The organism is Arthrobacter sp. FB24 (assembly GCF_000196235.1).
Taxonomy (GTDB): domain Bacteria; phylum Actinomycetota; class Actinomycetes; order Actinomycetales; family Micrococcaceae; genus Arthrobacter.
Map to the genome: position 1 here is coordinate 4,176,817 of NC_008541.1, position 25,613 is coordinate 4,202,429.

18 protein-coding genes are annotated in these 25,613 nt (G+C 65.5%); 10 read left to right on the forward strand and 8 right to left on the reverse strand.

What is annotated here, in order from left to right; genetic code table 11:
- Positions 1 to 810: an IclR family transcriptional regulator gene (locus ARTH_RS18805; protein WP_011693537.1), complete on the forward strand. Its 810-nt coding sequence runs from the start codon at positions 1 to 3 to the stop codon at positions 808 to 810.
- Between the two features lie 35 nt (positions 811 to 845).
- Here the strand turns inward: ARTH_RS18805 and ARTH_RS18810 are convergent, their stop codons facing one another.
- Positions 846 to 1,778 (reverse strand): LysR family transcriptional regulator, encoded by a 933-nt coding sequence (locus ARTH_RS18810; RefSeq protein ID WP_043430085.1) that lies wholly within the window; start codon positions 1,776 to 1,778, stop codon positions 846 to 848.
- A 156-nt stretch (positions 1,779 to 1,934) separates the two neighbouring features.
- Between ARTH_RS18810 and ARTH_RS18815 the strand changes: the two genes are divergently transcribed.
- From ARTH_RS18815 to ARTH_RS18835, 5 genes are all read left to right on the forward strand, one after another.
- Positions 1,935 to 3,239 carry an aromatic ring-hydroxylating oxygenase subunit alpha gene (locus ARTH_RS18815; RefSeq protein ID WP_011693539.1) on the forward strand — a complete coding sequence of 435 codons (1,305 nt, stop codon included), beginning with the start codon at positions 1,935 to 1,937 and terminating at the stop codon, positions 3,237 to 3,239.
- Positions 3,236 to 4,639: a ferredoxin reductase gene (locus ARTH_RS18820; protein WP_011693540.1), complete on the forward strand. Its 1,404-nt coding sequence runs from the start codon at positions 3,236 to 3,238 to the stop codon at positions 4,637 to 4,639. Before ARTH_RS18815 ends, ARTH_RS18820 begins: the two co-directional genes overlap by 4 nt.
- A 288-nt stretch (positions 4,640 to 4,927) precedes the next feature.
- Complete coding sequence (locus ARTH_RS18825; protein ID WP_011693541.1) at positions 4,928 to 6,817, forward strand: BCCT family transporter; 1,890 nt, start codon at positions 4,928 to 4,930, stop codon at positions 6,815 to 6,817.
- Between the two features lie 9 nt (positions 6,818 to 6,826).
- Positions 6,827 to 7,756 (forward strand): formyltetrahydrofolate deformylase, encoded by a 930-nt coding sequence (gene purU / locus ARTH_RS18830; RefSeq protein WP_011693542.1) that lies wholly within the window; start codon positions 6,827 to 6,829, stop codon positions 7,754 to 7,756.
- A 37-nt stretch (positions 7,757 to 7,793) separates the two neighbouring features.
- Complete coding sequence (locus ARTH_RS18835; protein ID WP_011693543.1) at positions 7,794 to 10,301, forward strand: GcvT family protein; 2,508 nt, start codon at positions 7,794 to 7,796, stop codon at positions 10,299 to 10,301.
- 98 nt (positions 10,302 to 10,399) lie between these two features.
- On the opposite strand, the gene ARTH_RS18840 is transcribed toward ARTH_RS18835, so the two are convergent.
- The gene (locus tag ARTH_RS18840; protein WP_011693544.1) at positions 10,400 to 10,687 is read right to left on the reverse strand and encodes a hypothetical protein; all 288 of its coding nucleotides are present in this window, start codon (positions 10,685 to 10,687) and stop codon (positions 10,400 to 10,402) included.
- Between the two features lie 166 nt (positions 10,688 to 10,853).
- Between ARTH_RS18840 and ARTH_RS18845 the strand changes: the two genes are divergently transcribed.
- The gene (locus ARTH_RS18845) at positions 10,854 to 12,260 is read left to right on the forward strand and encodes an alpha-amylase family glycosyl hydrolase (RefSeq protein ID WP_011693545.1); all 1,407 of its coding nucleotides are present in this window, start codon (positions 10,854 to 10,856) and stop codon (positions 12,258 to 12,260) included.
- Between the two features lie 5 nt (positions 12,261 to 12,265).
- Here ARTH_RS18845 and ARTH_RS18850 read toward each other — a convergent pair whose 3' ends face one another.
- The 6 genes from ARTH_RS18850 to betA all read right to left on the reverse strand — a co-directional run bounded on the left by ARTH_RS18850 (position 12,266) and on the right by betA (position 21,486).
- Entirely contained in the window at positions 12,266 to 14,629 is a 2,364-nt protein-coding gene (locus tag ARTH_RS18850) for an FdhF/YdeP family oxidoreductase (RefSeq protein ID WP_011693546.1), read from the reverse strand.
- Positions 14,626 to 15,246, reverse strand: coding sequence for an MBL fold metallo-hydrolase (locus ARTH_RS18855; protein ID WP_011693547.1), 621 nt, complete (start codon positions 15,244 to 15,246; stop codon positions 14,626 to 14,628). The genes ARTH_RS18850 and ARTH_RS18855 overlap by 4 nt, the downstream gene beginning before the upstream one ends.
- Positions 15,243 to 16,385 (reverse strand): S-(hydroxymethyl)mycothiol dehydrogenase, encoded by a 1,143-nt coding sequence (locus ARTH_RS18860; protein ID WP_011693548.1) that lies wholly within the window; start codon positions 16,383 to 16,385, stop codon positions 15,243 to 15,245. Before ARTH_RS18860 ends, ARTH_RS18855 begins: the two co-directional genes overlap by 4 nt.
- Positions 16,386 to 16,445: 60 nt before the next feature.
- A complete protein-coding gene (locus ARTH_RS18865) occupies positions 16,446 to 18,134 on the reverse strand; it encodes an APC family permease (protein WP_011693549.1) in 1,689 nt (562 codons plus the stop codon).
- Positions 18,135 to 18,264: 130 nt separating this feature from the next.
- Positions 18,265 to 19,773 carry an aldehyde dehydrogenase family protein gene (locus tag ARTH_RS18870; protein WP_011693550.1) on the reverse strand — a complete coding sequence of 503 codons (1,509 nt, stop codon included), beginning with the start codon at positions 19,771 to 19,773 and terminating at the stop codon, positions 18,265 to 18,267.
- A gap of 9 nt (positions 19,774 to 19,782) precedes the next feature.
- A complete protein-coding gene (betA, locus tag ARTH_RS18875; RefSeq protein WP_011693551.1) occupies positions 19,783 to 21,486 on the reverse strand; it encodes a choline dehydrogenase in 1,704 nt (567 codons plus the stop codon).
- Positions 21,487 to 21,909: 423 nt separating this feature from the next.
- On the opposite strand from betA, the gene ARTH_RS18880 reads away from it, so the two are divergent.
- From ARTH_RS18880 to ARTH_RS18890, 3 genes are all read left to right on the forward strand, one after another.
- Positions 21,910 to 23,313, forward strand: coding sequence for an MFS transporter (locus ARTH_RS18880; protein ID WP_011693552.1), 1,404 nt, complete (start codon positions 21,910 to 21,912; stop codon positions 23,311 to 23,313).
- A 54-nt stretch (positions 23,314 to 23,367) separates the two neighbouring features.
- Positions 23,368 to 24,624, forward strand: a complete 1,257-nt coding sequence (locus ARTH_RS18885; protein WP_011693553.1) for an aminopeptidase P family protein — start codon at positions 23,368 to 23,370, stop codon at positions 24,622 to 24,624.
- Positions 24,625 to 24,713: 89 nt separating this feature from the next.
- Positions 24,714 to 25,520 (forward strand): IclR family transcriptional regulator, encoded by an 807-nt coding sequence (locus ARTH_RS18890; protein WP_011693554.1) that lies wholly within the window; start codon positions 24,714 to 24,716, stop codon positions 25,518 to 25,520.
- Positions 25,521 to 25,613 lie beyond the last annotated feature (93 nt).

Sequence of the window (25,613 nt, forward strand, 5' to 3'; positions counted from 1 at the left end):
ATGGCTTCGAAGAACGACCCCGAATCCGACGTCGACGCGGACTCGGGCCAGCACGGCGGCGTCCAGTCAGTGGACCGGGCAATGGCAGTCCTGGAGATCCTGGCCCGGGACGGCCATGCGGGCGTGAGTGAAATCGCCGAGGAGATGGGCATCCACAAGTCCACCGTGTCCCGGCTGCTGGGCTCGCTGGTGAGCCGTGAAATGGTCCACCAGAACAGCGAGCGCGGAAAGTACCAGCTGGGCTTCGGCATCCTGAGGCTGGCGAGCTCCATCCCCGGACGGCTCAGCCTGGTCCGTGAAGCCCGCCCCGTACTGGAAGGGCTGGCCGAGGAATTCAAGGAGACGGTGAACCTGGCCGTCCTGCGCTCCAACTACGCCGTCAACGTGGACCAGGCCATGGGACCGTCAACGCTTGCCACCTACGACTGGGTGGGCAGCCTGACCCCGCTCCATGCGACTTCGAGCGGCAAAGTCCTCCTGGCGGCGCTGTCCGCGGACGACCGGGACCGCATCCTGAAAGAGACCGGCCTCCCGGCCCGGACGCCCCGGACCATCACCAACCGGAAGGCGCTCGAAACCCAGCTCCTCGACGTCGCCCGCGACGGCTACGGCGTGGTCCGCGAAGAGTTCGAAATCGGCCTCAACTCGATGTCCGTGCCGGTGTACAACCACATGGGTGCTGTGATCGGTGCGGTCAGCATCTCCGGGCCTGCCTTCCGTTTTGATCCCGAAAAGGCACCGGGACTCCTTGAGGCGCTGAAAGAGGCGGGACTGCAGATCAGCGCAAGAATGGGCTACACCCGCCGCTAAGGCATCAGGTCCAGGACGCCCCACGCCGGCAGCGCTCAGGGGTCCACTTCGGGCCGGGCGGTGAGGATCCGATTGGCATTGACCTGCAGGATGCCGAGCGACTCCTGGATCAGGGGTGAGGCGATGCTGCCCCTGCGCACCGCGGCGACAATGCGGCGCGTGGGTTTCGCCCTACCGGTGATGCGTAGCCGAACCACGTTTTCGGCACCATGCAAAGGCGCCAGCCGGGGCAGCAGGCCGACGCCCAGCCCCGCACCCACGAACGCGATCTGGGTTTCCCATTCAACGGCCTCGTGGGCAATCCTCGGTGTCACCCCGACTGCCGTGAACGCCGCGGTGAACAGGGAATGGTAGGTGGAACCGACTGCCTCCGTGATCCATGGTTCCGATGCCAGTTCTTCAAGCGTCGCTGTTTCCCGTGATGCCAGCGGATGGTCACCGGGAATGATGACGTCCAGCGGATCGTCGAGCAGAACTCTCTGCTCGAAGCGCGGATCGTCCTCACCATAACTGTCGGACTGCATGGCGACAATGACTGCAAGGTCGATTCGTTCCGCAATCAACAAGTCGAAGCAGCGGGCCGGATCAGCCTCAAGAACCTGCACCTCCAGCATGGGGCGTGTTGAGCGCAGGGTGGCGGCCAGCGGCGCGAGCAACTGGGCGGCTGCTGAGGAGAATCCGCCGAGGCCAAAGTGGGACTGCACCTGGTCGCCAGCCTCCATGGCTGCGGCGCGCAGCTTCTCCCATTGGGCAATGAGGGGATCCGAGCCCGCCACCAGAAAGCGTCCCGTGGCGGTAAGACGCACACCCCGGCCGTCCTTCGTCAGCAGCTGCATTCCAAGCACGCGCTGGAGCTCCCGCAATTGCGCGGAGACAGCGGAGGGAGAATAACCCGTGAGCTCCGCGGTTGCGCCAATAGTGCCGCACCGGGCAAACACCCGAAGTGTTGTGAGCCGTGGATCGATCATGCATCTATTCTGCATGGTTATCTTCAAAATCACGCGCTTTTGTTGCAGCTCCCGTGACCCTAATCTCATCATTACAAGTACTTCGACCGGCCGTTAGCACCCGCCCACGCATGGCCGCCGCAACACCCACTACCCATGCCTCCCGGGAGGAAACCCATGACTGCTTCAGTGAACGTCCCCCTCAATTCACGCGGAAAACTCGCTGCATCCTTGCCGGCCGAGCAGCTGGCAGAAATTACCGCGCTGTTTGAGTTCCGGCGCACCGGCTACTCCCTCGATGCCCCCTTCTACACCGATCGCTCGATCTTCAACATCGACATGGAGGCCATTTTCGGCCAGCACTGGATCTTTGCCGCGAGCACCGCCGAACTGCCGGAGCCGGGCGACTACGTCACCGTCGACTACGGGCCCTACTCCCTGATTGTGCTGCGCAACGACGACGGCGCCGTGAACGTCCTGCACAACGTATGCCGCCACCGCGGCGCCCGCGTTCTCACCGAAGCTGCCGGGTCAACCGGAAACCTGGTCTGCGGCTACCACTCCTGGACCTACTCCCCGGAGGGTAATTTGATCCATGCCTCCGCGCCGGGGGAAACGAAGTTCGACAAGAGCTGCTTCGGCCTCAAACGCGCCCACGGCCGCGAAGTCGCCGGACTCATCTTCGTCTGCATTGCCGATGATGCGCCGACGGACTTCGATGAAACCGCAAAAATCTTTGAGCCCTACCTGGCGCCCCACGATCTCTCGAAGACAAAAATCGCCTACCAGCAGAACATCATCGAAGAGGGCAACTGGAAGCTCGTCATGGAGAACAACCGTGAGTGCTACCACTGCGACGGCCACCCTGAGCTCGCCTGCTCCCTCTTCCCCACCTGGGGCCTGACGGAGGGCCTGATCCCGCCCCATCTTGAGGAAGTGTGGAACCGGAACAAGGAGGCTCAGTCCTCCCTCGAGGAGCGTTGCCGCCGCTACGGCCTTCCCTACGAGGTGGTCGAGCAGCTTGACACGCGTATCGCGGGAATCCGTATCTCACGGGAATCACTCGATGGAGAGGGTGAGTCGTTCTCCGCGGACGGGCGGAGGCTTTCCAAGAAGCTGCTGGGTGATTTGCCCGACTTCCGCCTTGGCCGCTGCTCGATGCACCTGCAGCCCAACAGCTGGTTCCATTTCCTCGGCGACCACGTGATCACGTTCGGCGTCTTTCCCATCAACGAACACCAGAGCCTCGTACGCACCACCTGGTTGGTGGCTGACGACGCCGTGGAAGGCGTCGACTACGACCTGGAGAAGCTCACCTACACCTGGAAGCAAACGAACCTGCAGGACAAGGCGTTCGTGGAGCTGTGCCAGCAGGGTGCCGGCAGTCCCGCCTACGAGCCCGGTCCGTACATGAAGAGCGAATACCAGGTCGAGGCATTCATCAACTGGTACGTGCAGCGCGTGCAGGAGCACTTGGCATGATTGAACTCCTCACCGAAACGGCAATCCAGGAACCACAGCGTATTCGCGGTCTTGAGATGCCGTGGAACAGGGTGATGGGAAGCCCCGAGGCACCCGCACGGGCAGCCCGGGCGTTGGGCCCATGGCATCCGCAGGAGTTCATGGCCGAATGCGTCGAGACCGTTCCCGAGGCCGGCGCCATGATGACCTTCGTGTTCCGCCGATGCGACGGTGCACCCCTGGCGTTCCGTGCCGGCCAGTACGTGAACGTCGCATTTCCCGTGAATGGCGAGGACCAGGAACCGGTGGACCGCAGCTACTCGCTGTCCAGTTCGCCCACCGAGCCGTGGACTTTCAGCATTACCGTCAAGTGCGACCCCACGGGATTGGTCTCACCCTGGGTGCACGAGAACGTCAAACCCGGCACCGTTCTTGAGATGCTGGGACCGGTGGGAGCATTCCACCTGCCCGATGCCGACCGACGGGCACGGTATCTCCTGCTTGCTGCCGGCGCAGGCATCACCCCCATCATGTCCATGGTGCGGACCATCCACTCCCTGCCCGGACACGCCGATGTTGTGGTGCTCTACCACGGCTCGGATGCTGGAGGCTTTGGCTTCCACCGGGAACTGGCCTATATCGCATCCGTGGACTCGCGCGTCAAGGTCCACTACTCCCTGGGCGACCGCAGCGTACCGGAGGGGTGGGAAGGGCTCAGCGGAAGGCTGACGGCGGCCATGCTCGAGGAGGTGGCCCCTGATGCCAACGGCCGCCAGGTGTACGCATGCGGTCCCGAGGGTTACCTGAACACCGCCACCGAGCTCCTCCAAAAGGTCGGCGTCGATGACACTTCCATATACATGGAGTTCTTCTCGGGAGACCGCCAGACGCTCCTTGAATACCAGGCGGAGGTGGCACTTGCAGCCGACGTCGCGGAGGAGATCGCCGAATCCGCCGAGGACTACTTTGAAAGCCAGCCCGCCGCATTCGGGCTCTACGAGCCTGGCTACGACGCCGACGGGACTCTGCAGGCCTCGGGTCTGCCGCTGGAAATCAGCGGCCCGGAGGCACCCGGCTCCGACCCCGCCGTCGACAGCCCGGGCCTGGAGCCGGAAGCCGGTTCCCCTGACGCCTCGAGCTTCGGCACGGTGGGGACAGGCAGCCTCACCATGTCCTTCATGCGTACCGGCATCAATGTCCGGATCGATCCCACCGAGCGCATCCTCGAGGTGGCCCAGCGTGCGGGCGTCAGGATTGGCGCGAACTGCAAGGAAGGCATGTGCGGCTCCTGCAAGGTCGTCAAGCTTTCAGGGGAGATCGAGATGAACCACCAGGGAGGGATCCGGGCGCGGGAAATCTCGGCGGGCAAGTTCCTGCCCTGCTGCTCCACGGCGCAGACGGACCTGGTTATCGATGCCTAGCCCCTGCCCCGGCCCACCGTCAAGGCGCAGCCGGATTGCCTGAAATAGGGCTTAAGACTTCAGAAAATCCTTGACACGTGACTGTGATACGGGCCACTCTGTTGCTTATGGCGAGACGTGTTGCTCTTTACGGAACAACTGCCGCGATGCAAGCAAAGCTGACCTTGAACAATGAATGCCAGGAAGGCCCCGATCTTCCGCCCGGTTTGGGGACACCGGAGTACAGCTTCAGCCCATGAATTCAAACCAAAGGACTTGACATGGCTTTGAACAGCGACATCCGCACGGATGCCCACCCCCCCCGTTGAGCTGGAGGAGCCCAAGCTCGTTCCTGCGTCCGAGAACTCTCCTTCCTCCCACGATTCACACGATGCCGAGGACACCGAACAGATCATGCAGGAACTCCGCCAGACCAAAGCCGAGCAGGCTGTGGCAGAGCGGCGGAACCGCAAACTCACCCTCGACAAGGCCACCTTCGGCATCACCGGGGTTCTGGCCCTGGCCTTCGTGGCGTGGGGCTTCCTGGGCCGGGACAGCCTGGCCGCCACGTCAACAGCCGCCCTCGACTGGGTAATGGAGTACACCGGCTGGCTCTTTATGGTCCTGGCCTCGCTGTTCGTTGTTTTTGTGCTCTGGCTGGCCCTGGGCAAGTGGGGCAACATTCCCCTCGGCAAGGACGGCGAGAAGCCCGAGTTCCGGACCGTGTCATGGATTGCCATGATGTTTGCGGCCGGCATGGGCATCGGCCTGATGTTCTACGGTGTGGCCGAGCCGCTGTACCACTACATCTCCCCTCCGCCGGGAACGGTGGACGGACGCACGCCGGCAGCCATCCAGACGGCCATGGCAACCTCCATCTTCCACTGGACCCTGCACCCCTGGGCGATGTACGCCGTCGTCGGCATTGCCATGGCCTACGGCACCTACCGCCTGGGCCGCCGCCAGCTGATCTCGGCAGCGTTCACGTCGCTGTTCGGCATCAGGACGGTGGAAGGGCCGGTGGGCAAGTTCATCAACATCCTGGCGATCTTCGCCACGCTCTTCGGCACGGCCGCTTCCCTGGGCCTCGGCGCCCTCCAGATCGGCAGCGGCCTGACGTCGAACGGCTGGATCGGGGAAGTGGGAACACCCATCCTGGTGGCCATCGTTGCCGTCCTGACAGCCTGCTTCGTGGCCTCGGCGGTGTCCGGCATCAGCCGCGGCATCCAGTGGCTGTCCAACATCAACATGGTCCTGGCCGTGATCCTGGCGCTCATCGTTTTCCTCGCCGGGCCCACACTGTTTATCCTCAACCTCATTCCCGCAGCAGTCGGTGACTACGCCAGGGACCTGGCCGAGATGTCCTCCCGCACCGAAGCCGTGGGCGACGAGGCGCTCCGGACCTGGATGTCCGGCTGGACCATCTTCTACTGGGCCTGGTGGGTATCGTGGACGCCGTTTGTGGGCATGTTCATCGCCCGCATCAGCCGCGGCCGCACCATCCGCCAGTTCGTCACCGGCGTCCTGCTGGTCCCCAGCATCGTCAGCGTCATCTGGTTCGGTATCTTCGGCGGCACTGCGTTCCACGTCCAGGAGGAAGCGGACAAGGCGGGTACCCCCGGACTGGTGTCCATGGCCAGCGGGTCACCGTCCATCGACTTCGACGGCGCCCTGTTCGACCTCGTCCGGAACATGTCCATGCCTGCCTGGCTCACCGCAGCAGTGGTGGTTCTCGCCATGGTCCTGGTGGCCATCTTCTTCATCACCGGAGCCGATTCCGCATCGATCATCATGGCATCCCTGAGCTCCAACGGGTCCTCCGACCCGAAGCGCGGCCTGGTCATCTTCTGGGGCCTGCTCACCGGCGCAGTAGCCGCCGTCATGATGCTGGCCGGCGGCGATGAACCCTCGGAGGCGCTCTCCGGCCTGCAGCGGATCACCATCGTGGCGGCCCTGCCGTTTGTGCTGGTCATGCTGCTGCTGTGCTTCGCCCTGGTCAAGGACCTGCGCCGGGATCCGCTGTCCCTCCGGCGCCGACTGGCGGACTCGGTAGTGGAGCGCGCCATTCGCAGCGGCGTGGACCAACACGGCGGCGTCCAGTTCGATCTCGTTACCAAACATCAATGTGATCAGCGCTGTCCGGACGACGGCCGCTGCGCGGCTTCCCCCGCTGACACCCAAGCCCCCGCAAAGAATTAGGAGTAGACCATGACCACAGTCCTCGAAGGCCGCCCCACCGGTAACGCGACGGTGGAGGCCGGCGACGTTGCCGGCGTCCGCGGCACCGACACCGTACAGTATGTCCTTACCCTTGCGTGCCCGGAGCGCCCCGGAATCGTCCGGGCCATCACGGCATTCCTCGCTGATCGCGGCTTCGACATTGTTGAGCACCAGCAGTTCGATGACCACATCAGCGGCAAGCTCTACCTGCGCACGGCCTTCACTCCGGGAGACAAGGAAGTTTCCGCGGAAGGCCTCAGCGCGGAGTTCGCCGCCATCGCCGAAGAGTTCGACATGGAATTCGCCATCCACGATGGCCGCCCCCAGCGCCTGCTGGTGATGGTTTCAAAGTTCGGCCACTGCCTCAACGACCTCATCTTCCGCTGGCGCGCCGGCAGCCTGGGTGCGGAGATCGCCGTCGTGGTGTCCAATCACGAGGACCTTCGCCCCATGGCGGAAGCCGCCGGCCTGCAGTTCATCCACGTCCCGGTAACGGCCGCTACCAAGCCCGAAGCTGAAGCGCGCCTGCTGGAACTGGTGGCCGAGTACAACGCTGACCTGGTGGTCCTTGCACGCTACATGCAGGTCCTGTCCAACGACCTGTGCGCCAGCCTCCGCGGCCGTGCCATCAACATCCACCATTCTTTCCTGCCCGGGTTCAAGGGTGCCAAGCCTTACCACCAGGCCTATGACCGCGGCGTGAAGCTCATCGGAGCCACCGCGCACTACGTCACCGCAGACCTGGACGAGGGCCCGATCATCGAGCAGGAAGTGTTCCGGGTGGACCACAGCCTGGACCCGAACGCACTGGTCACGGTAGGCAGGGACGCCGAATCACAGGCACTGTCCCGTGCAGTTAAGTGGCACTGCCAGCACCGGGTCCTGCTCAACAACACCCGCACCGTCGTCTTCCGCTAACGCCAACGCCTCTTACGCAAAACAGGAGAAACAACCCATGAGCGCATCACCACGCGTTGTCATTATCGGCGCCGGCATTGTCGGAACCAACCTTGCCGACGAACTCGCCACCCGCGGCTGGACCAACATCACGGTGGTGGAACAGGGCCCGCTGGAACTTGCCGGCGGCTCCACGTCGCACGCGCCGGGCCTGGTGTTCCAGAACAACCCGTCACGGACCATGACCGAATTCGCCACCTACACGGTCAACAAGTTCCTCTCCCTGAGCAAGGACGGGGAGTCCTGCTTCAACCAGGTAGGCGGCCTGGAACTGGCAACCACCCCCGAGCGCCTGGCCGACCTCAAGCGCAAGATGGGGGTGATGACCTCCTGGGGAGTCGAAAGCCGGATCATCGACGCTGATGAATGCGAAAAGATCTACCCGCTGTTGAACACCGGTAAGCTCACCGGCGGCCGCGAGGTCCTGGGCGGCCTGCTCATCCCCACGGACGGGCTGGCCCTGGCTGCCCGTGCCGTGCAGCTGCTGATCGAGCGTTCCCGCGAGCGCGGCGTGACCTACCTCGGCTCCACCGCCGTGACCGGCATAGAACAGACCGGCGGTAAGGTCACCGGCGTCGAAACGGCCGACGGCGTGATCCCGGCGGACATCGTGGTGTCATGCGCAGGTTTCTGGGGCCGTGAACTCGGCAAGATGGCGGGCCTGGAAGTCCCGTTGCTGCCACTGGCCCACCAGTACGCCATTAGCACCCCGCTGCCCGAACTCGAGGGCGTCAACGAGCTCCCCAAGGGCGCCAGCAAGCCCATCCTGCGCTACCAGGACAAAGACCTGTACTACCGCGAATGGGGCGACCGCATCGGCATCGGCAGCTACGCCCACCGACCCATGCCGGTAGACATGTCCGCCCTGCCGAAGGTCTCCGCAGAGGAAATGTCGGACCACCGCATGCCCTCCCGCCTGGAGTTCACCCTGGAAGACTTCCTGCCCGCTTGGGAGGACAGCCAGGACCTGCTGCCGGCACTGCGTAGCTCCGAGATCCAGGACGGCTTCAACGGCATCTTCTCCTTCACCCCTGACGGCGGCCCGCTCATGGGCGAGGCGCCCGACCTCGAAGGCCTGTTCGTGGCCGAAGCCGTCTGGGTCACGCACTCGGCCGGCGTGGCCAAGGCAATGGCGGAGCTGCTCGTCGAGGGCCGTTCCCGCACCGACCTGCACGGCTGCGAGCTCACCCGCTTTGAGAAAGTCCAGACCAGCGACGCGTACGTCAGCGAAACGTCCCAGCAGAACTTCGTGGAAATCTACGACGTGCTGCACCCGTTGCAGCCCAAGGAATCCCCCCGGGACCTTCGGGTCAGCCCGTTCAACGTCCGGCAGAAGGAGCTGGGTGCATTCTTCCTGGAGTCCGCCGGCTGGGAGCGGCCGCACTGGTTCGAGGCCAACCGCGTCCTGCTCGAGGAGCTTCCCGCAGAATGGCAGGCGCCGGAGCGCGACGAGTGGTCCGCCATGTTCTCCTCCCCCATTTCGGCGGCCGAAGCGTGGAGGACGCGTACCGCCGTCGGGCTTTACGACATGACGCCGCTGAAGCGGCTGGCCGTTGTGGGGCCTGGGGCCCAGGCTCTGCTGCACCGGCTCAGCACCGGCAACATCGCCAAGAAGCCCGGCGCCGTCACGTACTGCCTGCTGCTGGAGCACGACGGCGGCATCCGCAGCGACGTGACCGTCGCCCGGCTCGCTGAGGAACAGTTCCAGCTTGGCGTGAACAGCAACGTGGACTTCGACTACCTCCGGGTCGAGGCCGGGAAGCAGTCAGCCGCGGATCCGGCGCAGTGGGTCCACGTCTCGGACATCACCGGCAGCACGTGCTGCATCGGGCTGTGGGGGCCGCTGGCGCGTGAAGTGATCGGCAAGCTCAGCACGGACGACCTCTCCAACGACGGCCTGAAGTACTTCCGCACCAAGGAAATCTCGGTGGGCGGGATCCCCGTCACGGCCATGCGGCTCTCCTACGTCGGCGAGCTCGGCTGGGAGCTGTACACCACCGCCGAATACGGGCTGAAACTGTGGGACCTGCTGTTCGAGGCAGGCCAGGAACACGGCATCATCGCCGCCGGGCGCGGTGCGTTCAACAGCATGCGGCTCGAGAAGGGCTACCGGCTGTGGGGAACGGACATGACCTCGGAGCACCACCCGTACCAGGCCGGCCTGGGCTTCTCGATTGCCAAGGACAAGACGGGCTTCGTGGGCTGCGAGGCCCTGGCCGCGCGGAAGGAGCAGCCGCTAGACAAGGTGCTGCGCTGCCTGACCGTGGACGACGGCACGTCCCTGGTCCTGGGCAAGGAACCGGTGTACGTCAACGGCGAGGCCGCCGGCTATGTCACCAGCGCCGCCTACGGCTACTCGATCCGCAAGCCCCTTGCCTACGCCTGGCTGCCTGCCGCAGTGTGCGAGGGCGACGCCGTGGAGGTTGAGTATTTCGGCCGGCGCATCGCGGCCACCGTCTCAGCCGAACCGCTGTTCGACCCAGGCATGGAGCGGCTGCGCGGCTAGGTTCTCTTACGCCGGAACGACGGCGACACACCGGTAAAGCCGGTGTGTCGCCGTCGTTCTCGGTTTAAAACGGGCAGGAGGGCTCGCGCAAAAGGTTCCTAGCCTGCCGCGTATGCATCCGTCTCGCGCTGCAGGCGCCGGGTGATCAGTTCCACCCGGCGGGACATCCGGGTGCCCACCTGGAGCCGGTCGCCGGGCCAGCTGGAGGCCTCCCACGAGTCTTCGAGCGCCTTGGCCAGGGCACGGGAAAGGGCGTAGACCTTCCAGGCGTGCTTCATGTAGTGGACCGCGCGCCTCTTGTATCCGGGGGCTTCCCGCACGAGTCCGACGGCGGCCCGGGCCAGGGCTTCACCCAGCAGTTTCTCCCCGATTTGAATTCTTTCCATGCGGACCTTCACCATCCCCGGTGCGCAGACTGACTCTTACTTGACCCTTCCCTTCGAGTGTGGCGAACGTAGCTCAGCGTCGGCTCAAAGAAGTGCAAGGATTGGCTCAAGGTCCGGCCAGGGAGCCGACCGAGTATGTTGGGAAGCTGACGAAAGGTGGATCTCCATGACGGAACCGGACTGGGTAAAACACGCAATCTGGTGGCAGGTCTACCCGATCGGCTTTGTCGGCGCGGAGCAGGCTGCCGCTGAACGGGCGTCCAAGGCGCCGACGTCCGAGGCGCCGGGCCAGACTGTGGCCCATCGGCTGGGGCAGCTGGTTCCCTGGCTTGACTACGTGCTGGAACTCGGCGCGTCCGGGCTCGCGCTGGGGCCCGTCTTCGCCTCGGAAACCCACGGCTATGACACCACGGACTACTTCAGGATCGATCCCCGGCTGGGCGATGACGCGGACTTTGACGAGCTCATCGCCCAGTGCCACGCCCGCGGACTGAAAGTCCTGCTGGACGGCGTCTTCAACCACGTGGGGCGCAGCTTCGGGGCGTTCCAGGGTGTGCTCACGGACGGTCCCGGGTCTCCTGCCGCCTCCTGGTTCCGCCTGCGGTGGCCGGAGTCCGGATGGGCGCCGGGGACCGAACCGGGCTACGAGGATTTTGAGGGCCATCATCACCTGGTGGCGCTCAACCACGATGAACCGGCAGTTGCCGCCCTGGTCACGGACGTGATGAAGCACTGGCTAGGCCGGGGAGCGGACGGCTGGCGGCTGGACGCGGCGTACGCTGTGCCGGCGTCGTTCTGGGCCCCGGTGCTGGCTGAGGTGCGCCGCGAGTATCCGGACTCCTATTTCGTGGGCGAGTACATCCACGGCGACTTCGCCGAGGAGGTGGAGCGGAGCACGCTCGACTCGGTCACGCAGTACGAACTGTGGAAGGCCGTCTGGAGTTCACTCAACGATGCCAACTTCTACGAACTCGCATCCGCGCTCGAGCGGCACAACGGGTTCCTGGACACCTTCGTGCCGCTCACGTTCGTGGGCAACCACGACGTCACCCGCCTGGCCAGCAAGCTGACGAACCCGGACCAGCTGGCGCTTGCGCTCACAGTCCTCCTGACCGTGGGCGGGACGCCCTGCATCTACTACGGAGACGAGCAGGCTTTCCGCGGCGTCAAGGAGGACCGGGCCGGCGGAGATGACGCCGTCCGTCCGGCGTTCCCCGCGGGGCCCGCAGAACTGGCGGAGGACGGCTGGTCCGTCTACCACCTGCACCAGGAACTGATCAGCCTCCGACGGCGGCATGCCTGGCTGCACCGGGCCCGCACCACGGTCCTGGCGCTCAGCAACGAACACCTCGTTTACCAGGTCCGCGGCGACGGTAAGGCAGCAGCAGGTAGCACAGAGGAGGGCGGCGCAGGCGCCGCGCTGACAGTCGCGCTGAACCTTTCCGGCACGCCGGCGGACCTGCCCGTACCGTCCGGGTCAGGCGGCCTCCTGGCCGGGCGGGCCCACCGGCATCCGGATCGGGATGCCGTGGGCCTGCCCGGTTACGGGTGGGCAGTGCTCGGGAACAGCTAGCTGCTTTAGCCGACCGACGCCGGCTGGGCTGCCGCGCCTTCAGGGTGCGGCGTTGTTTCCGCGGGGTGCGGCACGAAGCGGACGAACATGGCCTTGAACCCGGGGGTGTTGGATTCACGGGCCACGTTTTCCTTGTGGACCAGGGCGTTGGCCTCGGGGAAGTACGCCGCGGCGCAGCCCTTGGCCGTCGGGTAGGCCACCAGCCGGAACTTGTCCGCCTGCCGGTCGTTCCCGCGGAACGTGCTCACCACGTCCACCAGGTCCCGGTCCTTGAAGCCGAGTTCGGCCAGGTCCTCCGGATGCACCAGGATCACCCGGCGGCCGTCCGAGATGCCGCGGTACCGGTCATCCACGCCGTAGAACGTGGTGTTGTACTGGTCGTGGCTGCGGATGGTCTGGAGGACCAGGTGGCCCTCGGGCGGGGTCAGATACTCCAGCGGGCTGACCGTGAAACGTCCGCGGCCGATGTCCGTCTTGAAGGACCGGGTGTCCCGTGGCGGGTTGGGCAGCACAAAGCCGTTCCTGGTCCGGATCCGCTCGTTGAAGTCCTGGAAGCCCGGGATGACGCGGGAGATGTGGTCCCGGACCACGTCGTAGTCCGCGGCCATGGCCTTCCAGTCCACCGGGTGGTCCTCGCCGAAGGTGGCGTCTGCCATCCGGGCGATGATCACCGGCTCGGCGAGAAGGTGGTCGGAGACCGGGTGGAGCCTGCCCTGCGTGGAGTGGACCACGGACATGGAATCCTCCACGGACAGGAACTGGGCACCGCCCGGGTGCTTGTCGTCCTTGTCCGTCCGGCCCAGCGTGGGCAGGATGAGCGAGGTGCGCCCGTGCACCACGTGGGACCGGTTCGGCTTGGTGGACACGTGCACTGTCAGGCCGATGCGCTGCATCCCGGCTTCCAAGGTCGCGGTGTCGGAGCAGGCCAGGGAGAAGTTGCCGCCCATGGACACGAAGACGTCCACGTCGTCGCGTTCGAAGGCCTCCATCGCTTCCACGGCGTCGTAGCCGTGGCCGCGCGGTGACTGGATCTTGAACTCCTTGTCCAGTGCTTCCAGGAGCCATTCCTTCGGCTTCTCCCAGATGCCCATGGTCCGGTCGCCCTGGACGTTGGAGTGTCCGCGGACCGGGCAGGCGCCGGCGCCGGGCTTGCCGAAGTTGCCCTGCAGGAGCAGGACGTTGACCATTTCCTTGATGGTGTCCACCGAGTGGGGCTGCTGCGTGACGCCCAGTGCCCAGCAGAAGATCGTGGCCTTGGACCGGACCAGCATCCCGGCCACGTCCTCGATCTGCTTCCGGGCCAGGCCCGTGGCCTTCTCGGTCTCCGCCCAGTCCAGTTCGCGGCGAGCGTCGCGGTAGGCGTCGAAGCCGTCCGTCTGCGCGTCGATGAAGGACCGGTCGACGACGGTGCCCGGGTTCCGCTCTTCCTCCGCCAGGAGCAGGTGGCCGAGGGCCTGGAACAGTGCCAGGTCCCCGCCCACCTTGATCTGCAGGTACTCGTCCGCCAGCGGTGTTCCGTGCCCCACCACGCCGGAGACGGTCTGCGGGTCCTTGAAGTTGAACAGGCCGGCCTCCGGCAGCGGGTTCACTGCCACCACCTTGCCGCCCTTGTCCTTGCATTCCTTCAGCGCCGAGAGCATCCGGGGGTGGTTGGTGCCGGGGTTCTGCCCCACCACGAAGATGAGCTCGGAGTCGTGGATGTCATCCAGGGAGACGGTCCCCTTGCCGATGCCGATGGTCGGGTTCAGCGCTGATCCCGACGATTCGTGGCACATGTTCGAGCAGTCCGGCAGGTTGTTGGTGCCCAGGGCCCGCGCGAACAACTGGTACATGAACGCGGTCTCGTTCGCGGTGCGCCCCGAGGTGTAGAAGACGCAGCGGTCCGGCGTGCTGGCCCGGATGTGTTCACCGATCAGCTCGAACGCGTCCGCCCAGGAGATCGGCGAGTAATGCGTCTCGCCCTCGCGGATCACCACGGGTTCGCTGAGCCGGCCCTGGTTGCCCAGCCAGTACTCCGTTTTCCCTGACAGTTCGGCGATGGAATGCCGGGCCCAGAATTCGGCACCGACCGTGCGCAGGGTGTTCTCCTCGGCCACGGCTTTGGCGCCGTTCTCGCAGAACTCCGCCGTCTTGCGTTTCTTGTCCGATTCAGGCCAGGCGCAGCCGGGGCAGTCAAAGCCGCCACGCTGGTTCAGCCGGAGCAGCGAATGGGCCGTCCGGGACACCCCGGCCTGCGCCACGGCGCGTTCAAGCGCAACCATCACAGCCTTGACGCCGGCCGCTTCCCTCTTCGGCGGGTGGACTTCAAGCTCGTCCTCGTTGATGTCCGCAACCGGCGCCGGCTGCCTGCCGAACCTGGGAGGTTTCATTGGTCCACCTTGGCCAGCGTCTCGCGCTCGGCCCCGATGGTGGTGTTGTCGCCGTGGCCGGTGCGGACCACCGTGGCAGCGGGCATGGTCAGCAGCCGTTCGCGGATGGAGGCGAGGATGGTCGGGTAGTCGCTGTAGGACCTGCCCGTGGCGCCCGGGCCGCCGTTGAACAGCGTGTCCCCGGAAAACACCGTCCCCTCCTCCTCGAGCTGGAAACACGTGGACCCGGGCGAGTGGCCCGGGGTGTGGAGGGCGCGCAGGGTTGCCCCGCCTACCCGGAACACATCGCCGTCCGCGAGGTAGCGGTCCGGTTTGATGTCGGGATAGACCTGGTCCCACAGCACCAGGTCGTCAGGGTGCAGGTAGATCGGGGCGCCCACGGCCTCGGCCACGGCACGTGCCGCGCCGATGTGGTCGTTGTGCGCGTGCGTCAGCAGGATGGCCAGGACCTTCCGGCCGCGGACCTGGCTGATGATGGCCTCCGCATCATGCGGGGAGTCGATGATCACGCATTCGTCGTTGTTTCCCACGATCCAGACGTTGTTGTCCACATCCCAGGTGCCGCCATCGAGCGAAAACGTGCCCGAGGTGACCAGGTTCTCGATGGTCACGCTCATACGGCGGCCGCTTCCGGGGCAGTCTCAGCGGCAGTGACGGTTTCGGCGGACGGGTGGATTTCGACCACGGAACGCAGCACCTTGCCCTCGTGCATCTTGGCGAACGCCTCTTCCACCTGGTCGATGGTGATGCGTTCGGTCACGAACGCGTCCAGGTCCAGGTTGCCCAGCTTGTAATGCTGCACCAGCATGGGGAAGTCCCGGGACGGCAGGCAATCGCCGTACCAGGAGGACTTCAGGGAACCGCCGCGGCCAAAAACATCCAGCAGCGGCAGCTCAAGCTTCATGTCCGGCGTCGGCACACCCACCAGCACCACGCGGCCGGCGAGGTCGCGGGCGTAGAACGCCTGCTTGTATGTCTCGGGGCGGCCCACCGCTTCAATCACGACGTCGGCGCCGTTGCCGCCGGTGAGGGCCCGGATGGCTTCGACGGGATCTTCCTTGCTGGAGTCCACTCCGTGGGTGGCGCCCAGGGACTTGGCCATTTCCACCTTGTTGGCGTCGATGTCCACCGCGATGATGGTGGTGGCGCCGGCCAGCTTCGCGCCCGCGATGGCGGCAATGCCCACGCCGCCGCAGCCGATCACGGCGACGGATTCGCCGCGCTTGACCTCACCGGTGTTGATCGCGGCGCCAATGCCTGCCATCACGCCGCAGCCGAGCAGCCCGACGGCGGCGGGATCGGCGTCGTCGTCAACTTTGGTGCACTGCCCGGCGGCGACGAGCGTCTTCTCCGCAAAAGCACCGATGCCCAGCGCGGGCGAGAGCTCAGTGCCGTCCTCCAGCGTCATCTTCTGCGTCGCGTTGTGCGTGTTGAAGCAGTACTGCGGCTGGCCCTTGGCGCAGGCGCGGCATTCTCCGCACACGGCGCGCCAGTTCAGGATCACGCGGTCGCCGGGAGCCACTCCGGTGACGTCCGGTCCCACCGCGCTGACCACGCCGGTAGCCTCGTGGCCCAGCAGGTAGGGGAAGTCCTCACCGATACCGCCCTGCTTGTAGTGCAGGTCCGTGTGGCACACCCCGCACGTGAGGATGTCCACCAGTGCTTCACCCGGCCCCGGGTCCGGCACCAGGATGGTCTCCAGCGAAACCGGAGCGTTCTTCTCCTTGACGACAACGGCTTTTACTTTGTGCACCATGATTCTTGTGTTCCTTTCCTGAGCCCGGGGGGCTCGCTGGCAACGGCACCCATTGCCAATCTAGCTGACTCGTTGCGGTTCCAAATCTTCTTCTAGCGGCTCAAGGCCCTGATCGGCGCCCTGGCCGGGGCCTTGGCCGGCGCCCGAAACCCGGACCTGATCCGGGCCCGGGCCCGGGACGGCGGCGTGCGCTACTGCCCGGACTGCGGCGGGCACTGCGGCGTGCTCCGCCAGGACGCCCGTGCGGTGCCTGATCCTCAGACGGTAGAGCAACGCCCCGCCAATCGCGACTGCACCGACGAAGATGACGCCGCCCCACTGGAGGTACCACTCGAACGGCGGCACGGAGTTGTAGATCTCCGGGCGCGGCCAGATCAGGTTGAGGGTCATGGCACCGCCCCACAGTACGGCGAGGATATTTACCGGCATCCCCCATTTGCCCAGGCTGAAGCCGGGTTCGGTGTCGTCTTCAGCCAGCGGCCATTTCTTCTGCAGCCGCTTCCGCAGCATCGGCACCGTGACCAGCAGGTAGGACAGGTAGATCAGGACGATGCTGATGCTGGACATGATGGTGAAAATTGCCGGCTGCGTGATGTTGACGATCAGCGGGACGACGGCCAGGATGCCGATGACGATGGCGGCAACAGTGGGCGTCTTGCGGGCCGGATCCACTTTGCTGAGCTGGCGGCTAAAGGGCAGGTTGTTGTCCCGCGCCATGGCGAACATCATCCGGATGGCGGCGGCGTGGACGGCCAGGGTGCAGACCACGACAGCCACCACGATGCAGACCAGGAATGCCTTGCCGAAAGGCCCGCCCAGCACGGACAGGACCACGTACTGCAGTCCGCCGTCCGCAGCGCCCACCTTCGGGTCGTTCAGGTCCGGCGCAGCCAGCAGCCCGCCGAGGAGGATCAGGCCACCGAGCACGAACGATGCGGTGACGGCGCGGAGGATTGCTTTGGGGGCGGTGCGCTTCGGGTCCTTGGTCTCCTCGCCAAGGGAACTCGCAGTGTCGAAGCCGTACATGACGTAGCCGGAGGCCATGGCGCCGATGAGGAACACCCCGAAGAATCCCAGCGGGTGGTCGTCGCCGTAACCGGCGGTCTCGAAGAGGACTTCGGGACCGCGCACTACGTGCCAGCCCAGCGCCAGGATGAGCAGCACGGCCGCGGCCAGTTCCACAAAGACGCCGATGCTGTTGATCCGCGTCATCAGCTTCACGCCGAATGCGTTGATGAGGGTGGAGATGCCGATCATGATGCTGGCCAGGATCACGCCGTTGACGGCGAAGTCGTACGGACCGGTCCCGTCCCCGATGAACTGGAAGCCGGACCAGATCTGCGGCAGCGTGAGCTGCAGGGCCAGGGCGACCGCCCCAAGCGCCATCATGGAGGAGAGCAGGAGCAGCCAGCCGGCCAGCCATGCCCACGTCCCGGAGGAAAGCCGCTTGGCCCAGTTGTAGACCGAGCCGGCCACCGGGTAGCGGCCTGCCAGTTCGGCGAAGCACAGTGCCACCATCAGTTGGCCGGCGAAGACGAGGGGCCAGGACCAGGCGTAGGCCGGCCCGGCCATGGAGAAACCGAAGTAGAACAGTTGAAAGACGCCGGTGAGGATGGAGATGTAGCTGACTCCCGCGGCGAAGCTGGCGAACTTGCCGATGCTGCGGTCCAGGGTCTGGGCGTAGCCGAATTCGTCCATGCCGCTTGAGTCGGCGCTTTTGCTGGGTGCCGATGTGGTGGGTTCTAACATCTGAGCTCCTAAGTTCGAATAGCACGATGCTGCCGGCCCGCTGCCTGAAGGCGCAGGCGTAATCAACGGCCGGCGCACAAACTGCGCCTGACCGGTTTCCCCATAGGTGATGCTTGGCTGGTGGCGCGCCTTACCTTTCGGTGGAAGTGCCGAACCAGCGGCTGGGACCCGGCCGGGTGTTCTGCCAGATGTGCTTGGTTTCCCGGTACTCCGCCAGGCCGAGCACTCCAAGTTCCCGTCCGTTGCCGGACTGCCCGAAGCCGCCCCATTCGGCCTGCGGGACGTAGGGGTGGTAGTCGTTGATCCACACGGTGCCGTGCCGCAGTGCCTGCGCCACGCGCTGCGCGCGGGATCCGTCACCGGACCACACTGCGCCGGCCAGGCCGTAGACGGTATCGTTGGCCAGCCGGATGGCCTCGGCCTCGGTCCGGAAGGTTTCCACGGTGAGCACGGGCCCGAAGGATTCCTCCTGCACCACGCCCATGGTGCTGTTGCAGCCGTCCAGAATGGTGGGCGGGTAGTAGCTTCCCGCAGCCAGGTGCGGCTGTCCTGGGATGATCCCCCCGCACACCAGCCTCGCCCCTTCGGCCAGCCCCGACTGGACGTACGCGTGCACCTTGTCCCGGTGGGCGAACGAGATCAGCGGACCGGTCTCGGCCGTTTCGTCGAACGGACCGCCCAGGCGGATCGTGCGGGCCCTGCGGGCCACCTCGGCAACGAATTCCTCGTGGATGGACTCCTCGACGATCAGCCGCGCGCCCGCGGAGCACACCTGCCCGGAGTGCAGGAATACGGCGGTGAGGGCGAAGTCGACGGCGGCCTCCCGGTCGGCGTCGGCGAACACAATGTTGGGGTTCTTCCCGCCGAGTTCCAGGGCAACCCGTTTTACCGTGCCTGCGGCCGCGGCCATGATGCGCTTCCCGGTGGCCAGGCCGCCGGTGAAGGACACGAGGTCCACCCGCGGATCGGTGCTGAGGACGGCGCCCACCTCCGGCCCGGTGCCGGTCACCAGGTTGGCCACGCCCGCAGGCACCCCCGCCTCGCGGAGCGTCTCCATGAGCAGGACGGCCGTGGACGGTGTCAGCTCGCTGGGTTTGAGGACAAAGGTGTTTCCTGCCAGGAGCGCCGGTGCCACCTTCCAGGACACCTGCAGCAGGGGGTAGTTCCACGGTGTTATCAGCCCGCACACACCCACCGGCATGTGCACGATCCGGCTGACCGCATCCGGGTTTCCGGTGTCGATCACCCGGCCCGCGTCCGTGCCCGCGATGCCGGCGTAGTAGCGGAAGCAGGCGGTGACGTCGTCGATGTCGTACTCCGCTTCGACGTACCTCTTCCCTGTGTCCAGCGCCTCCGCCCTGGCGTAGTCGGCCTTGTCGCGTTCCAGCAGCTCGGCGACCCGCTGGAGAACCCTGCCCCGCTCGCGTTCCGGCGTTCGGGGCCACTCGCCGTCGTCGAACGCCCTGCGGGCGCTGGCGACCGCCGCTTCGGCGTCGGTCGCGGTGCCTTCGGCCACCACGGCAACGGCGGTTCCGTCGGCCGGGCAGCTGATGGTCCGGGTCCGGCTACCCGCCGACGGCGACCATCCGCCGTCGACATATACGCCCCGGGCGAGTTCCACTTGGGTTTCGATCGTCATGTTGCCTCCCTAGCCCTTCGCCGCTGCGGCGGCGGCCTGGTCCCGCATCAGCGGGCTGTGCCCATGGCGGTAGAACTCGGCATGCCGCGGGGCCAACGGGGCCGTTCCGGCAATCAGGTCGGCTGCCTTCTCGGCGAGCATCATCACCGGGGCGTAGATGTTGCCGTTGGTCACGTACGGCATGGCCGAGGCATCCACCACGCGGAGGCCCTTGACCCCGTGCACGCTCATGTCGAGCGGATTGACCACGGCCATCGGGTCCGATTCCGGCCCCATCTTCGCGGTGCACGACGGATGCAGGGCTGTTTCGGCGTCGCGCGCCACCCAGTCCAGGATTTCGGCGTCGGTCTGGACACTCCGGCCAGGGGAAAGCTCCCCGCCGTTGAAGGGGCCCATGGCGGACTGGCCGAGGATGTCGCGGGCGATATGGATGGCCTCCACCCATTCGCGGCGGTCCTGGTCGGTGGAGAGGTAGTTGAACACCATGGAGGGGTGCACGGTGGGATCCGTGGATGTGATCTTGAGGCTGCCGCGGGCGTCGGAATACATGGGGCCGATGTGCACCTGGTAGCCGTGCTTCGCATCCGCCTTTTGGCCGTCGTACCGCACGGCGACGGGGAGGAAGTGGAACATCAGGTTGGGGTACGCCACCTCATCGTTGGAGCGGACGAACCCGCCGCCCTCGAAGTGGTTGGTGGCCGCGGGACCCTTGCGGCCCAGGAGCCACTGGAGGCCGATGAGCGGGTAGCGCCACAGGTCAAGGTTCGGCTGCATGGACACCGGCTGGGTGCAGGCGTGCTGGATGTAGACCTCCAGGTGGTCCTGCAGGTTCTCGCCCACGCCAGGGAGGTGGACCACGGGCTTGATGCCGAGCGACTTGAGGTGGGTGGCGTCCCCGATGCCGGAAAGCTGCAGCAGCTGGGGGGTATTGATGGCGCCGCCGGACAGGATCACCTCTCCGGCGTTCACCTGGTGCGTCCTGCCGTTGCGGCGGTAGGTGACGCCGGTGGCAACGTTGCCCTTGAAGTTCACCTTCGTGACCAGGGCGCGGGTGCGGACCGTCAGGTTGGGCCGCTTGGCCCCGGGGCGCAGGTAGGCCCGGGACGCGGAAAGCCGCTGCCCCTTGTGCACGTTCCGGTCAAACGCCGCGAAGCCCTCCTGGCGGTAGCCGTTCACGTCATCCGTCAGCGGGAATCCCGCTTCCTGTGCTGCCTTGAAGAAGGCTTGGAACAGCGGGTTGGTGGCAGGGCCGCGCTCCAGGACCAAGGGTCCCGAGTGGCCGCGGAGGTCATCGTCCGGATCCGCCGCGAGCGCGTTTTCCATCCGGTTGAAGTACGGCAGGCAGTGCGCGAAATCCCAGGTTTCCATCCCGTCGTCGGCTCCCCAGCGTTCGTAGTCCAGCGGGTTTCCACGCTGGAAGATCATGCCGTTGATGGAGCTCGAGCCGCCCAGGACCTTGCCGCGGGCATGGGCCACCCGGCGTCCCCCCATATGCGGCTCCGGATCCGACTGGTAGCGCCAGTCATAGAGAGGATTCCCGCTGGGGAAGGTCAGGGCAGCCGGCATCTGGATGAACAGATCCCAGGGGTAGTCGCTTCGTCCCGCTTCCAGAACCAGGACGCTGCGCGTGCCCCCTGCGCTCAGGCGGTTTGCCAGCACGGAACCGGCACTTCCCCCACCGACGATGACGTAGTCGTAGCTGGTCTCTGTCATTCTGCAAAGTCTCCTTGTACGTCGCGAGGACCCGGCGTCGCCGTTCCTTGATCGAGAAGCAGGCCTGCGCACCGCGGATTAGGGTTCCGCTAATTGCGTATTACACAACACGATGCACATAGCGCGTACTGGAAAATATGACAGCCGTCACAAGGGGTGTCAATAGGTCACCGGAGTACTACGCCCGGGGGTCCGGCGCGGCATCACGGCGGACTTCCTTTGCGACGTCCTCAGACGCAACAGCGTCGCTTCCAGCGCAACCCACCTCACTCCATCACACTTTCAGCGTGCGCTCGCCCAGCACTTCAGGGGCTGAAAAGTTCACAATTCCGAAACGCAAAGGTATTGACTGTGTTACACGTCACGCATAATCTGGTGCAACAGCGTTGCGCTGAATGCAACCACAAACAATTTGGTGGATACATGAGTAACGAAACTTCCTCTCCCGCTCTTGCGGGAGGACTGGGCGCGGAGCAGGATGGCGTGCATGAAGGCCGCCGCGCCGGCCGCAGCACCTTGAGCGGCCAGAATTTCCAACCTGCTGACAACGATGTCAGCAGGGAAACGCGCCGGAGAGTCATCGCGGCCAGCTTCATCGGCAACTTCGTCGAATGGTTCGACTACGCCGTCTATGGCTACCTGGCCGTAACGATCGCGACGGTATTCTTCCCTGAATCGAATCCCCAGACCGGGCTCCTGCTGACTTTCGCCCTGTTCGCGATTTCATTCCTGGTGCGCCCCCTCGGCGGGTTCGTCTGGGGCCATATCGGTGACAGGGTGGGCCGGCGGACCGCTCTCTCCCTGTCGATCCTGATCATGTCCGGAGCGACTTTCTGCATAGCTCTCATTCCGGGCTACGACACGATCGGCATCTGGGCTCCGATCCTGCTGCTGATCATCAGGGTCGTGCAGGGCTTCTCCGCTTCAGGGGAGTACGCCGGAGCATCGGCGTTCCTGGTCGAATACGCCCCCGCCAACAAGCGCGGCGTCTACGCCGCGGTGGTTCCTGCAAGCACCGCAGCAGGCTTGCTCCTTGGTTCCCTGCTGGCCGGCCTGCTGACGGTCCTGCTCAGTTCCGACGCGATGCAAAGCTGGGGTTGGCGCCTGCCGTTCCTGCTGGCTGCCCCGATGGGACTGATCGGACGCTACATCCGTACCAAGCTCGAAGACACCCCGGTGTTCCGCGAAATGGCAGCAGAGGACGAGGCGGTCAAGGCACCTGTTTCCAGCCTGTTCCGGAACCACTGGCGGCAGCTGCTGCAGGCCGTCGGAGCTGTGCTGCTGAACGCCGTCGGCTTCTATGTGATCCTCAGCTACATGCCCACTTATCTGTCCTCAGAGCTGGGCCTGGGCGCAACGGAATCCTTCCTGGCCACCACCATCGCGTTGGTCACGTACATCGGGTTCATCTTCCTTACCGGAATGCTCTCGGACCGTTACGGCCGCAAGAAGGTGCTCATCAGTGCATCCGTCGCCTTCATCGTGCTGACGGTGCCGGCATTCGCCCTCCTGGGAACCGGGAACTTCCTGATTATCATCCTGGTCCAGATCCTGCTGGGTGCGATGCTCACCCTCAACGACGGCACGCTCCCCAGCTTCCTGGCCGAAATGTTCCCCACCCGTGTCCGCTACAGCGGCTTCGCGGTCAGCTTCAACCTCTCCAACGCCCTCTTCGGCGGCACCGCCCCGTTCATGGCAACCCTCCTTATCGCTGCCACCGCCAGCGATCTGGCACCGGCCTGGTACCTCGTAGCCGCGGCAGTGATCTCCCTGATCGCCGTTTCGCTCTCCCGGGAAACCTGCAAAGAACCGCTGCGCCACGAATAGCCAAACTTCTTCCACTCACCTCACGTAACTGCACCACGGAAAGGCAACACCACCATGACCATCACAGCATCCGAGAACGCAACGTCCGTCGCCGAGCTGGAGCGCACCAAGGTCCTGAAAAACGGGGACAAGGTGAAGCTCACATTCTCCGACACGGAGTTCGAACGCCGCCTCGCCGGCCTGCGCCGCATCATGGCAGAGAAGGACCTGGACGCCGTCGTCCTGACCAGCTACCACTCCATCAAGTACTATTCCGACTTCCTTTTCACCACCTTCGGCCGCTCCTACGGCATGGTGGTCACCAAGGATGACACCGTCACGGTCACCGCCAATATCGACGCCGGCATGCCGTGGCGCCGCAGCTACGGCGACAACATCGTGTACACGGACTGGCGCCGGGACAACTACATCTTCGCCATCCAGGAAGTGCTTCGCACCCGCGGCATCAACCCGCGCCGGCTCGGCGTCGAGGACGACTCGCTGCCGCTGGACAACCGCAACAAGATCCAGGCCGCCTTCCCGTCGGCAACCCTTGTGGACGTCGCGCAGGCCGCAATGCGCCAGCGGATGATCAAGTCCGCCGAGGAGATCGAGGTCATCAAGCACGGGGCGCGCATCGGCGACCTCGGCGGCGAGGCCATCCGCAACGCCATCACGGCAGGCATCACCGAGTACGAGGTCGCCCTGATCGGCACCGAGGCCATGGTCCACGAGATTGCCCGGACCTTCCCGGATTCCGAGATCCGCGACACCTGGGTCTGGTTCCAGTCCGGCATCAACACCGACGGCGCCCACAACTGGGCTACCACACGCAAGATCCAGGAACACGACATCCTGTCGCTGAACTGCTTCCCCATGACCTCCGGCTACTACACCGCCCTGGAACGCACCCTGTTCTACGGCGAACCGGATGCCCGCTCGCTGGAACTGTGGAACATCAACGTCGAGGTCCACAAGCGCGGCCTGGAACTGATCAAGCCCGGCGCGGTATGCAAGGACATCGCCGCCGAGCTCAACGAGATCTACGTCGGCTACGGACTGCTCGCCAACCGCACCTTCGGCTACGGCCACTCCTTCGGTGTCCTGAGCCACTACTACGGCCGGGAAGCCGGGCTCGAGCTGCGCGAGGACATCGACACCGTCCTGGAGCCGGGCATGGTGGTTTCCATGGAGCCGATGATCACGGTCATGGACGGCCAGCCCGGTGCCGGCGGCTACCGCGAGCACGACATCCTGGTGGTCGGCGAAGACGGCGCGGAGAACATCACCAAGTTCCCGTTCGGCCCGGAATACAACATCATCGGGGCCTGATAAGCACCGCAGTTACCACCGCCCGAAAGCGGCGCCACGTCCTTCGTGGCGCCGCTTTCCGGCTTACATACGGAATGATGGTGCACACCATGACCTCTGCAGAAGCCCCCGAAACCAGCAGCAACGGCGACGCCAAAGGCACGTCCGTCATCGTCAACGCCATCGCGGTGCTTCGAAGCTTTACCGCCGACGAGCCGCTGCTCGGCGTCACCGAGATCGCCAACCGCGTCGGCCTGCACAAGAGCACCGTTTCCCGCATCCTGGCCACGTTCGAACAGGAACACCTGGTGGAGCGCGACCCGGAGACCCGCAGGTTCCGCCTGGGACTGGGCCTCATCGCCGTCGCCGGACCGCTGCTGGCGGAACTCGAAGAGCGCCGCGTGGCCTACCCCGTCCTGCGCGAACTGACGGAGCAGACCGGCGAAACAAGTGCCCTCATGGTGTGGAACGGCTCCGAGTCGATGTGCGTGGAGCAAATTGCCAGCCACCACCAGATCAAGCACACCACCCCGCTGGGCGCCCGGTACAACGATGCCCTCAGCGCTTCCGTGCAGGTCTTCCTCGCCGCCGAGCCCGCCGAGCGCGTGCGGGTGTTGCTCCGCAGCGGCGAAATTGCCTATCCGGGGCTGGACGACACCAGCCTGGAGGCCTACCTGATCCGGCTCGGCGATGTCGCCCGGCGCGGCTGGGCCACCAATTACGGGGAGTCGTCACTGGACGAGGTCGGCCTGGCTGCCCCCGTGTTCGACCACCGCGGCGACATCGTGGCGGCCGTCCTCATTCCGGCACCGCGCTTCCGGGTCTCCCCGGACACGCTGCAACGCCTCGGCGAATCCTGCAAGGCGGCCGCGGACCGCGTCACAGCCCGTCTCGGCGGCGCCTCCCCCGCCCGCTAACCCCGGCTCCCCGCGCCCGACGCTCTCTCACTTCCCGCCGGTTTTTCCCCGACGCTCTCTCACAGGTGAGAGAGCGTCGGAAAATAGGCGACC